The sequence below is a fragment of the Bradyrhizobium sp. AUGA SZCCT0176 genome, from assembly GCF_018130145.1.
Taxonomy (GTDB): Bacteria; Pseudomonadota; Alphaproteobacteria; order Rhizobiales; family Xanthobacteraceae; genus Bradyrhizobium.
This window is the reverse complement of sequence record NZ_JAFCMB010000016.1, coordinates 1-15,813: the sequence shown is the minus strand read 5'-3', so window position 1 is coordinate 15,813 and position 15,813 is coordinate 1. Positions and strand designations below refer to the sequence as shown.

Genomic DNA, 15,813 nt, shown 5'->3' with positions numbered 1-15,813 from the left:
GTGTACTCCCTCTCCCGCAAGCGGGAGAGGTTGAGGGGACTCGTGGCTCGATGGATTCAACCAAAAGCCATGCCGCTCTAGAAAGCCCCCCGGCGCGCGTGTCCCGCTGCTCAGTTGGGGCCGTTCGCAGCCGCGGCCTGCTGCAAGGACTTGTGTTGCGCGACAATCCCTTCGAGTCGCGCAATGTTTTCCAACAGGCGCTGGCTGGTCAGGACCAGGAAGTAATAGCCGAACTGCGGGTTCTGAAAGTAGATCTCGAGCAGCTTGTCATAAGTGATGGTCAGCACATGACCATCCTCGATGCATTCGATCGTCGCCGTGCGCCGGTTATCCGGCGTGAGGAAACCAAATTCGCCCATTAAACGTCCCGGCGGAAGCTCGACGCTGATTTCCTTCACCAGGAATTTTCCGGTGACGGTCAGCAGCATCTCATGGGCGGCATCGTCTTTCTTGAACAGAATATCGCCCTTGCGATATTTGCGTTCGGTCATGAACGGCTTGAGCCATTCCAGCGACGTATCGCCTTTCGTTGCGCTGCGGGCCTTCTTCACCAGAACGAGCATCTGTCGGAGGCGATACGCATTGATGGGGACCATCAGGAGATACAACAGGAAGGTCGTGACGGATGCCGTGAGCGCGCCAAACAGGGCGAAGAATGCGCAACCGATCATGTTGGCGACGCGGAGCGGCACCATGGTCTGCGTCAGCAAGGTGGCGACGAAGAAGATGGCGCCGACCAGGGCAAACATGTTGGCCAGCGTGATATTGTGGAGAAAAATCTCCAGCAGGCGATTGAACAGCGCGTCGTAGGTGATGTTGTTGGGGTCGAGGCCCAGCTGGACCAGGATTTTCGCTATCCTGAGATTATCCGCGGCCGCGTCGAGAATTCGATCAAATATTGTCACTGGTCTGCACCGCTACACTTCGTTCTAGCCGCTACACACAAGAATACAGGCGGGTTGTACCGCCTCAAAGCCCCGCAGGGAAGCGTGCCAAGGCGCAGGCGCCTTGTCACAAATGATTAAAAGCACGAAAGGTCTGCGACGCGCCGTGCGGGCCGAAAAGGCCGAGCTGGGACCGCGGCGGAGTGAAGCGAGATAATCGTTCAACCGCGACGTGACGGTCGTCGTGCGCGTCCAGCAGAACCGCCGCACATAATCGAGCGCGAGCTAAAAAGCCGCGCAATCTCTCGCTCAGACGCTATGGCCGCGCTTCCTGCACCGGAACGACAAAAACCTGGCCGGGATAAATCAGGTTGGGATTGCGGATCTGTTCCCGGTTCGCCTTGTAGATAACGGCGTAGCGCGTGCCCGCTCCGTAGGAGAGTTGGCTGATGCGCCAGAGGCTGTCGCCGCGCGAGACGGTGGTGGTGGTGATCTTCGGCACGACCACGGTGGAGGGCGAGCCTTTGTTGTCTGGCAGAACGGCGGCCATGGCGGCCGCCAGCTCCGGCGGCTGTGCAGCGGCAACGTCCAGCCGCTTGGCCGCGGTGGCCTGTGCCGGCACGGAGGCCGTGACCATCGTGTCGGGAACGTTGAAAGGCACCTCGGCGCGTGCGCGCACCGCGCCGGAATTCTGCTCCACCTCGTCCAGCCTCACGCGGTAGCTGCCCGAGGCGACCCCCTCATTGATCGTGACCGCAAAACGTCCGTCCGCGCCAGCCGTTGCCGACGCAATAAAGCTGTCGTTGAGATAAAGCTTCACCGCGGCGCCGGGGCGAGCGCGGCCGCTGACATGGAGCTTGCCGCCCGGTTCGATCTCAACCGTCTCCGCAACCACTGCGCCGGCCATCGGCTTTGGCACAGCCGGCTGCGACAGCACGACGGTGGGTTTGTCCGGCGCCATCAACGCTACGACCGGCCGATCGGTTGATTTCGGCTCAAGCGCCACCGTCACGCTCTGCTTGGATGAGGTCTGCTTGCCGTCCGGCTCCTTGGCCCGCAGCGTCAGGTCATACGTCCCTGAGGGAAGCCGGGGCGGAACCATGACGAATTGTCCGGATTGATCCGCCACCACGCGATCGTGTATCTCGCCGTTGCGCAGCAGTTCCACCGCTGCGCCCGGCGTGGCCCGGCCGGCGATGACAGCTTCGCCCGTCGGCTCGATGCGGGCAATGTCGAACGACGGCACGCTGTCCGGCAGTGGGGGTGGTCCGCCCAGCGTGGCCGTCACGGCGTTTGCTTCTGCTTGCGCCGCTGCGAGCGCACCCTGCTTTGGGGCACCCAATGCCGGCTTTGAGACCGCCGGCGCGGCGGTTACGGCCTTGGTATCGACCCGCGGTTCTTGGCGGACGTAATAGACGGCGAAGATAGCCGCCACGCTACATGCCGCAACCATGGACGGTACGACTATTCGACTCATCGATGTCGCAATCATGATGCTCATCCATCAGCCAAATCACTGGCTCGACGGCATTCTATAGCGTCTCGGGCAAAGTTGGTACTCGTTTGCGTTGAGAAAAAGGGGTAGGCCGGCCAGCTTACAGCCACCCGGCACGCCGGAAGCGCCAGAACAGGCCCGCGCACACGGTCAGGATCGTGCCAATAATGGCGAAGTAGCCATACTCCCACTCGAGTTCCGGCATGTGCTTGAAGTTCATGCCGTAGATGCCGGCGATCGCGGTCGGGACCGCGATGATGGCAAGCCATGAGGCGAGTTTCTTGGAGACCGCGGTCTCCTGGGCCTGGCCGACCAAAAGGCTGGCCTCGAAGGCAAAAGCGAGGACTTCGCGGAGCGAGTCGATCTGTTCCTGAACGGTGCGGACGTGGTCGGTGACGTCGCGGAACAGCGGCTGCATGGTGGGGCGGATCATCGGCAGATTGTCATGCTCAAGCCGGCGGCAGACCTCCACCAGGGGTCCCACCGCGTTCCGCAGGCGCAACAGATCGCGCCGCAACAGATAGAGCCGCTCGATCTGCGCCCGCGTCATCGCGCTGGCGAGCACCTGCTCCTCCATCGCTTCGACTTCTTCCTGGATGGTCTCGAGCACCGGCGAGTAATTATCGACGATGAAATCGAGGATGGCGTAGAGGATATAATCCTCGCCGCGGGCCAGCGCCCGCGGGCAGCTTTCGCAGCGCGCGCGCACCGGCGCGTAGGACGTCGAGGCGCCGTGGCGAACGGAGACGAGATATCCTTCGCCGACGAACAGATGGGTTTCGCCGAACGCGATGCTGTCGCCTACGAGTTGCGCGGTGCGTGCCACGATGAACAGGCCGTCGCCATATTGTTCGATCTTCGGCCGCTGGTGGGCGTTGTTCGCGTCTTCAATGGCAAGATCATGCAACTGGAACTGCTGCTGCACGCTCGTCAGGATCGTCATGTCTGGTTCGTGCAGCCCGATCCAGACCACATGGCCCGGCTTGCTGCGCCAGCTCGAGGATTCCTCGATGGCGATATTGGCGACCCGCCGGCCGTCGACATAGGCCCCGGCCGCGACCACACCTTCGGAAGCAACGGGATCGCTCGGCATGTCCGCTTGCGGCGCTATGTTCATGGTTTCCATCCCTCAATGATCGCAGCTGAAACCTGCGCCGACGCCGTGTTCTCGGCAAGGCTAGCTACCGGGGAATTTGTCGTCAAATGTATGTTCGGCCTCACATGTCGTTATCGTTGATGCCGGTCAGACCAAACGCAGATGTCGTAGCAGATTCTTGCGCACGGGTCGTTCGGCCGTTCTCAATGGCTGACGCGCGAAAGGAAGACCGCAGCCTTGAGGACGATGACGCCGGCGATCGCGACAGCTGTCAGCAGGGGACCAATCGCGCGAAGGCAGATCAGCTTGAGCATCGCAAGGTTCGCGGTGGTGGTTGGGGCACGGCGTCCCGACCGATGGGAAGCCGGTTTGAACCGGCTGCCGGGATGCGTCAGCATGGTCATGTCATCACTCCTTCTGAAGATCGGATGTGCGGGCGAATCTGTCGCGGCGACATGCACCGCGCGCCTGGGCGGCTACCCATGTCGAGCTCGATTTCGCAGGCCAGTTCGACGATCGTTTCGGGATGGTGGCCGTTCTCGAACAACGCGTATTTGATGGCCTGTGCGCGATTGACGAACAGGCCGCCATAGAGGCCGTTTTGTTCCTGGGCAACCCAATGGCCGCGGCGGTTTCTGCCGATGAAGACGATTGCGGATGGCGCGCGGCACGATGGAGGTTCGATGAGCTTCACGTTGGTATTCTTTCATTTTGGCGAGCTGTGTATTCCCGGCTCGTTCAGCCGAAATTGTCGCTCAGGACCGGCTCATAGAGCGCGCCGGCATCGCTGCGCACGGCAGGGACGCTGGGCCGGCGCAACGGCACGCTGAGGCGCTGCGCCTCGACGAACGCGCTCAGGATAGCCAGCGCCAGGTCGGCGTGCCGGCCCTCGGCCGATTGATCGAGCCAGTCCGGCAATTCGCGTTCGCGCGACAATGCGCAATGCCACTCGCCTTCGTCATAGGCGATACGGCGCAGCTGCCATTGCGGCAATTCCAGATCGATCAGCGCCAGGGCGGCATCGGTCCAGGCGCCGGATTGAATCAGCCGCTCAATGCGGGCGGTCTTGCCGCTCTGGCTCACGGACGGAAAGCGCCGGCAGGTCTGGTCGACGATGTCGGAGAGGAATTCAGTGGTCACGGCATAGGCATTGCGCAGCCGGTCGCCGGGTTCTGTGGGGTTCTGGGATTCTACAAGTAGTGACATGGCGTGATCTCACTTGTGGGGCGGCTGATACGGCAGCCGTGCCCCCCAAGGTGGTCAAAACGCCATTTGAAAACGAGATGAGGTGAGGAGCAGAGAAATAGAGATTTCATAAGTGGTGGGTGGGATGTTGGCGCGCTCCCTCCCCACGTCGTCCCGGCGAAGGCCGGGACCGATAGCCACCGTCAGAATTTTGCGACAGGTCTCTGCCGTTCTACCCTTTCGATGGGACAACGCGGTATGGGTTTCGGCGTTCGCCGGGACGACGCCAGAGTAAAGTGGCCAAGACGACCGGCACTTATGAGATTCCTATAACGTCGCCATTGCCCCCATCTCGAAAACCTATGCGCAAGGTGGCACTTCAGCCATCCAAAGCGAGGCCGTCCATTCGGTCCGCGGCTCATTTCGCACAGGAACATCCCATGCTGGACATTGTCATGCTGGCGCTAGGCGCAGGCTTCTTCCTGGCAGGCATCGGCTACGCCTATGCCTGCGAACGGTTGTGAGGGGAGGGGAACATGATTTTCGATTATTCGCTCGCCGGGCTCGTGTCGCTGGCTCTGCTGTTCTACCTGACCTACGCGCTGCTGCGGCCCGAGCGCTTCTGAGGACGCCATGATCACGCTGGTCCAAGTCGTTCTGGCGTTTGTCGTTACCTCGGCGCTGCTGATTGCGCTCATTCACCTGCTGCTGCCTGCAAAGAGATTCTGAAGGGTTCCCGACCATGACCGTCATCGGCTGGATTCAAATTTTCCTGTACTGCGCCATCGTGGTCGCGCTGGTCAAACCGCTCGGCTGGTACATGACTCGCGTCTTCAACGGCGAGTCCACCTTTCTGTCGCCCGTGCTGCGGCCGGTCGAGCGCGGGCTTTACTGGATCGGCGGCGTCGATGAGAAGCGCGAGCAGCATTGGCTGACCTATACGGTCGCGATGCTGCTGTTCCATGTCGGCGGCTTCCTTATCATTTATGGGCTGATGCGGCTGCAGGCGTTGTTGCCGTTCAATCCGCAGGATCAATCCGCGGTCGCCCCGGATCTGTCGTTCAACACCGCGATCTCCTTCATCACCAACACCAACTGGCAGAACTACGGCGGCGAAAGCACGCTGTCCTATCTGGTCCAGATGCTGGGACTGACGCACCAGAATTTCCTGTCGTCGGCGACCGGTATCGCGCTCGCGGTGGCGCTGATCCGCGGCTTCTCGCGTTCCTCGATGCGCACCATCGGCAATTTCTGGGTCGACGTCACGCGCTGTACCCTTTATGTGCTGCTGCCGATCTGCGTGGTCTACACGCTGTTCCTGGTCTGGCAGGGCATGCCGCAGACGTTAGGGGCCTATGTCGACGCCACCACGCTGGAAGGCGCCAGGCAGACCATCGCGGTCGGCCCGGTCGCCTCGCAGGTCGCGATCAAGATGCTGGGCACCAATGGCGGCGGCTTCTTCAATGCCAACGCCGCGCATCCGTTCGAGAACCCCACCGCGCTGTCGAACTTCGTGCAGATGATTTCCATCTTCGCGCTCGGCGCGGCGCTTACCAACGTGTTCGGCCGCATGGTCGGCGACCAGCGCCAGGGCTGGGCGATCCTCGGCGTCATGGGCGTGCTGTTCCTCGCGGGCGTCGCCATCACCTATTGGGCCGAGGCCAACGGCACGTCGACGCTCAGTGCGCTCGGGCTCACCGGCGGCAACATGGAAGGCAAGGAAGTCCGTTTCGGCATCGTGGCCTCCAGCCTGTTCGCGGTGATCACAACCGCGGCCTCCTGCGGCGCGGTCAACGCGATGCATGACTCGTTTACCGCGCTCGGCGGCATGATCCCGCTGATCAACATGCAGCTCGGCGAGATCATCGTCGGCGGCGTCGGCGCCGGCCTCTATGGCATGCTGCTGTTCGTCGTGCTGGCGATCTTCGTGGCCGGCCTGATGGTCGGCCGCACGCCGGAATATGTCGGCAAGAAGATCGAGGCGCGCGAGGTCAAGATGGCGATGCTCGCGATCCTGGTGCTGCCGTTGATGTATCTTGGCTGGACCGCGGTCGCCGTGGTGTTTCCGCCGGCGGTGGCGTCGATGGCCAATGCCGGCCCGCATGGCTTTACGGAGGTGCTCTATGCGTTCACCTCGGCGACCGGCAACAACGGTTCGGCGTTCGGCGGCCTGACCGGCAACACCTTCTTCTACAATCTGACGCTGGCAAGTTCGATGTTCGTCGGCCGCTTCTTCATGATCGTGCCGGCGATGGCGATTGCGGGCTCGCTGGCGGCCAAGAAGTCGATCCCGCCATCGGCCGGCACGCTGCCGACCACCGGTGGCCTGTTCGTCGGCCTCGTCGTCGGCGTGATCCTGATCATCGGCGGTCTCACCTTCTTCCCGGCGCTGGCGCTCGGGCCGATCGTCGAGCACCTCGCCATGAATGCCAACAATCTGTTCTGATCAATCTCTCGTCGGAGTTACGTCCATGGAAACCACAAGACTGCAGAAAAAAGCGACGGCCTCGGCGATATCAGACCCGAAGATCCTGCTCCCGGCGATCAGGTCGTCGTTCGTCAAGCTCGACCCGCGGCTGATGATCAAGAGCCCGGTGATGTTCGTGGTCGAGATTGTCGCGGCGTTGACGTCAATCATATTTGTGCGTGACCTCGTCACCGGCAGTGCAAACCTCGGCTTCACGTTCCAGATCATTCTCTGGCTGTGGTTCACGGTGCTGTTCGCCAATTTTGCGGAAGCGGTCGCGGAAGGCCGCGGCAAGGCGCAGGCCGAATCGCTGAAGAAGACCCGCACCGAAAGCCAGGCCAAGCTGCTGACGGGTTCGGACAAGACTTTTCGCCTGGTGCCCGGCACTGCGCTGAAAGTCGGCGATATCGTTCTGGTCGAAGCCGGCGACAACATCCCGTCCGATGGCGAAGTGATCGAGGGCGTCGCTTCGGTCAACGAGGCCGCGATAACAGGCGAATCCGCGCCCGTGATCCGCGAATCCGGCGGCGACCGTTCGGCGGTGACCGGCGGCACCCAGGTGCTGTCCGACTGGATCCGGGTCCGTATCACCGCGGCGCAAGGCTCGACCTTCATCGACCGCATGATCAGGCTGGTCGAAGGCGCCGAGCGGCAGAAGACGCCGAACGAGATCGCGCTCAACATCCTGCTTGCGGGCCTCACCATCATCTTCGTATTTGCTACCGTGACGATCCCGAGCTATGCCGCCTATGCCGGCGGCTCGATTTCGGTGGTGGTGCTGGTGGCGCTGTTCGTGACGCTGATCCCGACCACGATCGGCGCGTTGCTGTCGGCGATCGGTATCGCCGGCATGGACCGGCTGGTGCGCTTCAATGTGCTGGCGATGTCCGGCCGCGCGGTCGAGGCCGCCGGCGACGTCGACACGCTGCTGCTCGACAAGACCGGCACCATTACCCTCGGCAACCGCCAGGCAACGGCTTTTCGCCCGGTCCGCGGCGTGACCGAGCAGGAATTGGCGGATGCGGCGCAACTGGCTTCGCTCGCCGACGAAACGCCGGAGGGCCGCTCCATCGTGGTGCTGGCCAAGGAAAAATACAACATTCGAAGCCGCGACATGAAGGAGCTCGCCGCGACATTCGTGCCCTTTACCGCGCAAACCCGGATGAGCGGCATCGACGCCGGTTCATCGTCGGTCCGCAAGGGCGCGGTGGAGGCGATCCTCAATTACATCGGCGGCGGCACGGTGCAGACCACGGCCAGCGGCAACGCGGTTCGTGCGATCCAGCCGACTATAGGTACGGAAGCGGCCCGCGAACTCCAGGCCATCGCAGACGAAATCGCCAAGGCCGGCGGCACGCCGCTCGCCGTCGCCAGGAACGGCCGCCTGCTCGGCGTCATCCACCTCAAGGACATCGTCAAGGGCGGCATCCGCGAGCGCTTTGCTGAACTCCGCCGCATGGGCATCCGCACGGTGATGATCACCGGCGACAACCCGATGACCGCAGCGGCAATCGCGGCCGAGGCCGGCGTCGATGATTTCCTGGCCCAGGCAACGCCTGAGGACAAGCTGAAGCTGATCCGCGACGAGCAAGCCAAGGGCAAGCTGGTGGCGATGTGCGGCGACGGCACCAACGACGCGCCCGCACTGGCGCAAGCCGACGTCGGCGTCGCCATGAACACCGGCACCCAGGCCGCGCGCGAGGCCGGCAACATGGTCGACCTCGATTCCAACCCCACAAAACTGATCGAGGTGGTCGAGATCGGCAAGCAGCTGCTGATGACGCGCGGCGCGCTGACCACGTTCTCGATCGCCAACGACGTCGCGAAATACTTCGCCATCATCCCGGCGATGTTCCTCGCGTTCTATCCGCAGCTCGAGGTGCTCAACGTCATGCATCTGGCGAGCCCGCAAAGCGCGATCCTGTCGGCGATCATCTTCAACGCGCTTGTCATCATCGCACTGATCCCGCTGGCGTTGAAAGGCGTGGCCTATCGCGCCGTCGGGGCAGGGGCACTGCTGCGCCGTAACCTGCTGATCTATGGCCTCGGCGGCATCATCATTCCCTTTATCGGCATCAAGGCCATCGACCTCGTGGTCGCGGCCTTGAACCTGGCTTAACCCCCAACCGTCATTGCGAGGAGCGAAGCGACGAAGCAATCCATCTCTCCCGTCCCTCACTATGGATTGCTTCGCTTCGCTCGCAATGACGGAAAAATAGGAGACACATCATGCTTCGCGAAATTCGCCCCGCCATCATCCTGCTGCTCTTGCTGACCGCCATCACAGGCCTCGCCTATCCGCTCGCGATGACCGCGATTGCCGGCGTGATCTTTCCGAAGCAGGCGCAAGGCAGCCTGATCGAGAAGGACGGCAAGGTGATCGGCTCGGCCCTGATCGGGCAGGAGTTCAGGGAAGACAAATATTTCCACGGCCGGCCCTCGGCGACGTCGGCGCCGGACCCGGCCGATTCCAGCAAGACGGTATCGGCCCCCTACAACGCCGCCAATTCCGGTGGCTCCAACCTCGGCCCGACCAGCAAGGCGCTGAACGATCGGATCAAGGAGGATGTCGACAAGCTGAAGGCCGAAAACCCCAACGCTCCCGTCCCCGTCGATCTCGTCACGACCTCTGCCAGCGGCCTCGATCCCGATATTTCGCCGGACGCGGCGCTATTTCAGGTGCCGCGGGTGGCCAAGGCGCGGAAGATGCCGGAAGAGCGTGTTCGCCAGCTGGTCACGGAGCACAGCCAGGGCCGCATGGCTGGATTGCTCGGCGAGATCAGAGTTAACGTTCTGGTGCTGAATCTGGCGCTGGATGCCGCCGCAACCAAATGACGGGAGCTAGGCCGCGCCGGATGAGATGACTATATTGCCGCATGGCTAATCAGCGCCAAGATCATGAAAAAAGACCGTCGCCGGACGCGCTGCTGGAGGCCGCCCGGCGCGAGAGCGATCAGGCCGGAAAGCTCAAGATATTCGTCGGCGCCGCCCCCGGTGTCGGCAAGACCTACGAAATGCTGCAGAGCGCGCACGCCAGGAGCAAGGCCGGCGTCGATGTTGTGGTCGGCGTGGTCGAGACCCATGGGCGGGCAGAGACCGAAGCGCTGCTGCACGGCCTTGAAGTCATTCCGCGCAAGAAGCTGGAGTATAAGGACCAGATCCTCGAGGAGATGGACCTCGACGCCCTGATTGCGCGGCGCCCTCAGATCGCCCTGGTCGACGAACTCGCTCATACCAACGCGCCCGGCAGCCGCCATCCCAAGCGCTACCTCGACGTCGAGGAACTGGTGTCCCACGGCATCGATGTCTACACCGCAGTCAACATCCAGCACATCGAAAGCCTCAACGATGTGGTCGCGCAGATCACGCATGTGCGGGTGCGCGAGACCGTGCCGGACAAGGTGTTCGACCGCGCCGATGCCATCGAGCTGATCGACCTTACACCTGACGACCTGATCCAGCGGCTGAAGGAGGGAAAAGTCTACGTCCCCAAGCAGGCCGAACGCGCGCTCGAACACTATTTCTCACCGGGCAATTTGACTGCGCTGCGCGAACTGGCGTTGCGACGCACCGCCGAACGGGTCGATGAGCAACTGCTGACCCACATGCAGGCCAACGCGATCGCCGGGCCCTGGGCCGCAGGCGAGCGTGTTCTGGTTTGCATCAGTGAGGATCCGCGATCGGCGGGGCTGGTGCGCTACACCAAGCGGCTGGCCGACCGGCTGCACGCGCAATGGACGGCGATCAGCATCGAGACGCGGCGCAGCCTGCAACTGACCGACGAGCAGCGCGACCGGCTCGCCGATACGATGCGGCTCGCCGAAGCGCTCGGTGGCGAGGCTATCACCATTCCCGGCGTCGGGCGGCGCATTGCCGATGACGTGGTCCAATTCGCGCAAGCCAACAATGTGACCCAGATCATCATCGGCAAGTCGACGCGTTCCCTGTGGTTTGAACTCACGCGCGGCTCGGTCGTGCACGATCTGGTGCGCCGCGCCGGCAATATCACCGTCAACGTCATCGCCGGCGAGGAACTCGCGGCCGAGCCCGTTCCGAAGAAGACGGTGCACACGGCCGAACGGCAGGAGCCGTTCGATCCACTGCCCTATGCAATATCCCTGCTGTTCGTCGCCATCGCGCTCGGTGCCGGCCTGCTGGTTCATCCGCGGCTGGGCATCGAAAACGTCGACCTCGTGTTCCTGACGGCCGTGGTCGGGGCCGCCGTCCGTTACGGGCTGTTGCCTTCGATATTTGCAAGCGTGGTGGGCTCGCTTTGCTACAATTTCTTCTTCCTGCCGCCGCTCTATAACTTCACGATCACCGAGCCGACCAATATCGCCGCCTTCTTCTTCTTTATGCTGATTGCGATCCTGGTTTCCAACGTCGCGGCGCGGGTGCGAACGCAGGCCGTGACTGCGACTGGCCGGGTCCGCACCACGGAATCGCTCTACGCCTTCAGCCGCAAGCTCGCCGGCACCGCGACCCTCGACGACGTGTTGTGGGCGACCGCCTACCAGACGGCCTTGATGTTGAAGGTGCGGGTGGTGCTGCTGTTGCCGGAGGACGGCATCATTACCGTCAAGGCCGGCTATCCGCCCGAAGATCAACTGGACAAGGCCGATCTCGCCGCCGCGAACTGGGCATGGGGCAACGACCGAGCCGCGGGGCGCGGCGCCGATACGCTGCCGGGCGCAAAGCGCCTGTTCCTGCCGATGCGAACCGGACGCGGACCGATCGGCGTCATCGGCATCGATGACGACAAGACCGGGCCGCTGCTCACCCCGGATCAGCGCCGGTTGCTCGACGCCTTGATGGATCAGGGCGCGCTGGCGATCGAGCGCGTGTTGCTGGTGGAGGATATGGACCGCGTCAAACGCACGGTGGAGTCGGATCGTCTACGCTCGGCGCTGTTGACCTCGATCTCGCACGATCTCAAGACGCCGCTGGCCTCGGTGCTCGGCGCCGCAAGCGCGATACGGGACCTTGACAGCGGCCTGAGCGACACCGAAAAACGCGACCTGCTGGCAACCGTGATCGACGAGTCCGAACGGCTCAACCGCTTCATCGCCAATCTGCTCGACATGACAAAGCTGGAATCCGGCGCCGTGGTGCCGAACACGGCGCTGCATGATATCGGCGAGATCGTCGGCAGCGTGCTGCGGCGCGCCAGCAAGATTCTTGGAGGCCACAAGGTTTCGCTTGAGCTTGCCGCGGACTTGCCGATGCTGCAGCTTGACGCGGTGCTGTTCGAACAGGTGCTCTTTAATCTGCTGGACAACGCGGCGAAATATGCGCCGGCCGACACCACGATTTCGATCAGGAGTTCGCGGGAAAGGGATTGGGTATCCCTGCAAATCATTGACGAAGGCGATGGTATACCGCCCGAGGAACTGGATATGATATTCGACAAGTTCCATCGCGCGCAAAAGGGCGATCACGTCCGCCCGGGCACCGGCCTTGGCCTGGCGATTTCGCGCGGCTTTGTCGAGGCGATGCATGGCACGATCTCGGCCGCCAACCGGCTTGACCGGAGCGGCGCCGTGCTGACTATCCGCTTGCCGGTCCCGGCAGTATCAGATGCACTGGACACCGCCGCATGAGTGCCGCGCCGATCAAGGTCCTGGTGATCGACGATGAGCCGCCGATCCGCAAGCTGCTGCGGATGGGGCTGAGCACGCAGGGCTACGAGATCCTGGAAGCCTCCAACGGCAAGATCGGGCTCGAATTGCTTGCGCAGGATCCTGCATTGATCATTCTCGATCTCGGATTGCCGGATATCCAGGGCCATGAATTGCTGCGCATGATCCGCGGGCGTAACGACAGCGTTCCGGTCGTTGTGCTGTCGAGCCGCGGCGACGAGGCCGGCAAGGTCCAGGCGCTCGATCTCGGGGCCGACGATTATCTCACCAAACCGTTCGGGATGGACGAACTGCTCGCCCGCATGCGCGCAGCACTTCGGCACCAGTTGCAGGTCCATGGCGAACGACCGGTATTCCGATCGGGCGATCTTTCGGTCGATCTTGTGCGCCGGATCGTCAAGGTGGGTGACAAGGATGTCAAATTGTCGCCCAAGGAGTATGAATTGCTGCGCGTGCTGGTGCAGCATGCCGGCAAGGTGCTGACCCACCGGTTCCTGCTGAAGGAGCTGTGGGATGAGTTGACCGACGCGCAATATCTCCGCGTCTATGTGCGGCAGCTCCGACAGAAGATCGAGACGGATCCGGAGCGCCCGCAATTCGTTCTGACTGAAACCGGAATAGGCTATCGGCTGCGCGCGCCGGATTAGAGCATGATCCGGAAAAGTGGGTACCGGTTTTCCGATGAGATCATGCTCAAACAAAGAGTTAGAGAGGGATGACGAAACGAAGAGAAGTCATCCCGCTCTAACGCGGCGATCCGCCCGGAGTTACGATGAAGATTTCCGATCTGCTATCGCCAACCGACGTCATGATCGACGTTCGGGCCTCGCAGAAGGGGCCGCTGTTGCAGGAATTGGCGGCCATGGCCGCCGCCAATCTCGGCTTGGCAGTTGATCAGGTCACGTCGCATCTCCTGAAGCGGGAAGAACTGGGATCGACGGGGACCGGCAATGGCATCGCCATTCCTCATGCCCGGCTGACGGGCTTGAAGCGGCCCTATGGGCTGCTTGCAAAGCTGAAGCAGGGCATCGAATTTGATGCCATCGACGGACGGGCGGTGGACGTGGTGTTCGTCCTGCTGTTGCCTGCGGCAGTGGAGAGCGAAGCGCTCACCGCTTTGGCGCTGGTAGCCCGGACGTTGAGATCGCCGGATACGCTCGCGCGACTGCGGGCCGCGAAGACCTCAGCCGAACTCCATGCCGCGGTGGCCTGAGGGTTGCGGGCTGGAACCTTCGTGCAATGCGACGATTATTTTCCCGAACACCGGTAGGTAATCCATGGCACGAAAATATTCCAAGAAGGCTTCGGCCGACGTCAAGCGCGCAATGAAGAAACGCAAGGCTGGCACCTTGAAGAGTGGCCGCTCCGGCAGGACGGTGAAGAGCAAGAAGCAGGCGATCGCGATCGGACTTTCCGAGGCGCGCGCCAAGGGCAAGAAGGTGCCGAAGAAGGCCAGGAAATCCGCCAAGAAGCGAAAGGCGTCGAAGAAGCGGAAAGCGAAGAAGTAGTTGTCGCGTTCCCATTCTCGTCATGGCCGGGCTTGACCCGGCCATCCACGTCTTTGCTGCAAGCCAAAGGAAGTCGTGGATGCCCGGGTCAAGCCCGGGCATGACGGATGAGTGGGCTGCGTTCTCGAAATCACCCCGCCTTGCGGGCTCGCGCCGCCGAGCGGTGCGCCTTCTTGGCCGCGCGTCGTTGTGGGGCCCGGCGCGATGCCGGGGCGCCGGCTCGGCGCTTGGTGGCTGCCTTGCCTTTCAGGCTCTGCTTCAGCGCGTCCATCAGGTTGATGACGTTATCCACCTTCTCCTCACGCGGGGCGGCCTTCACGGGCTTGCCGGAGGCCTTGCGGCGGACCAGCGCCTTCAACGCGTTTTCGTATTCGTCCTTGAATTTCGACGGATCGAAATGCGCCGCCTTGGTATCCAGGATGTGGCTGGCCAGTTCGATCATGTCTTTCGATATTTTGGGGCTCTTGATGTCGTCGAAATAGCTGTCCTCGTCGCGCAGTTCGTAGGGGTAGCGCAGCGTGGTGCCGAGCAGGCCCTTGCCGAGCGGTTCGATCGCGATGACGTGCTCGCGGTTGGTGAGCACGATGCGCGCCAGCGCGACGCGGTCCTGGTCCTTCATGGCGTCGCGGATCACGGCAAAGGCGTCGATACCGGCCTTGCCGTCCGGCACGATATAATAGGGGTTGTTGAGATAGCGTTTGTCGATCTCGTCACGGGGCACGAAGCTGTCGATGTCGATGGTGTGGTTGCTCTCGATCTGGACCGCCTCCAGTTCCTCTTTCTCGACCTCGACATACTCGCCCTTCTTCAACTCGTAGCCGTGGCCCTTCTGGTCGCTCTCGACGACATCGCCGGTCTCGCTATCGACCATCTGCTGCTTCAGCCGGTTGCCGGTGTCCTTGTTGATCATGTGGAAGCGGGTTTTCTCGGCGGAGGTCGAGGCCGGGTACAGCGCAATCGGGCATGACACGAGGGAAAGCTTCAGCGAGCCTTTCCAATAGGCGCGAGGGACCATGACAATCTCCGGCGAGGATTTTGGTTTCGGAGCTTCAACGGTTGGTGCTGGGTTTGGTTCCTGTTGCTGCTGTGCAAGAGCAACGCCGCCTTTCCGTCATTGCGACCCGTTGGCTCGCAATGACAGTTGAGTGCGACAAAACAACCCGACGGGCAAATCACTTCGAATTTTCGGAATTAATGTCAAGCCCCAGAATTAAAAATATTTCTGTTTCCCAGAAAGAAAATCAGAGGTATGTGTTTGGCCATCCCGTCCTACTCAGAAGGGCGTCGGCCGTCGTCACGGACGTTGGGCGGGTTGCGGTGGACGCTGGTTTACGCCTCGACGATGGCGTGGATAAGCGTACGGCAAAACCGTGTGGTCCTGGCACCCGTTGCAGGTGTCAAGCTGTCGGGTAGGCGAGAGCTGAACCGCAGCGACGGAGTCAACCCAGAACTCGTCTCCGGGGAGATCACGGCATAAGCCGTAAAGCCATTGCGCAGGGAAGGCCGGGTGTTCTCCGCTGCCCTGTATGCTCGTGTGCA

At 62.2% G+C, this 15,813-nt stretch carries 15 protein-coding genes; 8 read left to right on the top strand and 7 right to left on the bottom strand.

All coding sequences use genetic code 11. The features are described 5' to 3' along the window. Positions 1 to 110: 110 nt before the first annotated feature. The 6 genes from JQ600_RS27810 to JQ600_RS27785 all read right to left on the bottom strand — a co-directional run bounded on the left by JQ600_RS27810 (position 111) and on the right by JQ600_RS27785 (position 4,681). Positions 111 to 905, bottom strand: coding sequence for a Crp/Fnr family transcriptional regulator (locus JQ600_RS27810; RefSeq protein WP_212266087.1), 795 nt, complete (start codon positions 903 to 905; stop codon positions 111 to 113). Between the two features lie 295 nt (positions 906 to 1,200). Continuing rightward, positions 1,201 to 2,385, bottom strand: coding sequence for a LysM peptidoglycan-binding domain-containing protein (locus JQ600_RS27805; RefSeq protein ID WP_212389992.1), 1,185 nt, complete (start codon positions 2,383 to 2,385; stop codon positions 1,201 to 1,203). 94 nt (positions 2,386 to 2,479) lie between these two features. After that, on the bottom strand, positions 2,480 to 3,496 hold the full coding sequence (locus JQ600_RS27800; RefSeq protein WP_212266089.1) for a magnesium and cobalt transport protein CorA: 1,017 nt from the start codon (positions 3,494 to 3,496) through the stop codon (positions 2,480 to 2,482). 182 nt (positions 3,497 to 3,678) lie between these two features. Beyond that, positions 3,679 to 3,879: a hypothetical protein gene (locus JQ600_RS27795; protein WP_212389991.1), complete on the bottom strand. Its 201-nt coding sequence runs from the start codon at positions 3,877 to 3,879 to the stop codon at positions 3,679 to 3,681. Then, the gene (locus JQ600_RS27790; RefSeq protein ID WP_312011051.1) at positions 3,876 to 4,169 is read right to left on the bottom strand and encodes a hypothetical protein; all 294 of its coding nucleotides are present in this window, start codon (positions 4,167 to 4,169) and stop codon (positions 3,876 to 3,878) included. The genes JQ600_RS27795 and JQ600_RS27790 overlap by 4 nt, the downstream gene beginning before the upstream one ends. 44 nt (positions 4,170 to 4,213) lie before the next feature. Continuing rightward, a complete protein-coding gene (locus tag JQ600_RS27785; RefSeq protein WP_212389990.1) occupies positions 4,214 to 4,681 on the bottom strand; it encodes a hypothetical protein in 468 nt (155 codons plus the stop codon). A 515-nt stretch (positions 4,682 to 5,196) separates the two neighbouring features. On the opposite strand from JQ600_RS27785, the gene JQ600_RS27780 reads away from it, so the two are divergent. The 8 genes from JQ600_RS27780 (at position 5,197) to JQ600_RS27745 (ending at position 14,274) form a co-directional block, all read left to right on the top strand. Continuing rightward, on the top strand, positions 5,197 to 5,286 hold the full coding sequence (locus tag JQ600_RS27780) for a K(+)-transporting ATPase subunit F (RefSeq protein WP_212266093.1): 90 nt from the start codon (positions 5,197 to 5,199) through the stop codon (positions 5,284 to 5,286). Between the two features lie 116 nt (positions 5,287 to 5,402). After that, on the top strand, positions 5,403 to 7,106 hold the full coding sequence (gene kdpA / locus JQ600_RS27775; protein ID WP_212389989.1) for a potassium-transporting ATPase subunit KdpA: 1,704 nt from the start codon (positions 5,403 to 5,405) through the stop codon (positions 7,104 to 7,106). Between the two features lie 25 nt (positions 7,107 to 7,131). Further along, positions 7,132 to 9,246 (top strand): potassium-transporting ATPase subunit KdpB, encoded by a 2,115-nt coding sequence (gene kdpB, locus JQ600_RS27770; RefSeq protein ID WP_212389988.1) that lies wholly within the window; start codon positions 7,132 to 7,134, stop codon positions 9,244 to 9,246. Positions 9,247 to 9,356: 110 nt separating this feature from the next. Then, positions 9,357 to 9,962 carry a K(+)-transporting ATPase subunit C gene (locus tag JQ600_RS27765; protein WP_212389987.1) on the top strand — a complete coding sequence of 202 codons (606 nt, stop codon included), beginning with the start codon at positions 9,357 to 9,359 and terminating at the stop codon, positions 9,960 to 9,962. A gap of 41 nt (positions 9,963 to 10,003) precedes the next feature. Continuing rightward, positions 10,004 to 12,727 carry a sensor histidine kinase KdpD gene (locus JQ600_RS27760; RefSeq protein WP_212389986.1) on the top strand — a complete coding sequence of 908 codons (2,724 nt, stop codon included), beginning with the start codon at positions 10,004 to 10,006 and terminating at the stop codon, positions 12,725 to 12,727. Further along, positions 12,724 to 13,413: a response regulator gene (locus tag JQ600_RS27755; protein WP_212266098.1), complete on the top strand. Its 690-nt coding sequence runs from the start codon at positions 12,724 to 12,726 to the stop codon at positions 13,411 to 13,413. The genes JQ600_RS27760 and JQ600_RS27755 overlap by 4 nt, the downstream gene beginning before the upstream one ends. A gap of 125 nt (positions 13,414 to 13,538) precedes the next feature. Then, a complete protein-coding gene (locus JQ600_RS27750; RefSeq protein ID WP_212266099.1) occupies positions 13,539 to 13,979 on the top strand; it encodes a PTS sugar transporter subunit IIA in 441 nt (146 codons plus the stop codon). 64 nt (positions 13,980 to 14,043) lie between these two features. After that, positions 14,044 to 14,274, top strand: a complete 231-nt coding sequence (locus tag JQ600_RS27745; protein WP_212389984.1) for a DUF6496 domain-containing protein — start codon at positions 14,044 to 14,046, stop codon at positions 14,272 to 14,274. A 130-nt stretch (positions 14,275 to 14,404) separates the two neighbouring features. Here JQ600_RS27745 and JQ600_RS27740 read toward each other — a convergent pair whose 3' ends face one another. After that, entirely contained in the window at positions 14,405 to 15,289 is an 885-nt protein-coding gene (locus tag JQ600_RS27740; RefSeq protein ID WP_212389983.1) for a Ku protein, read from the bottom strand. Between the last annotated feature and the right edge of the window lie 524 nt (positions 15,290 to 15,813).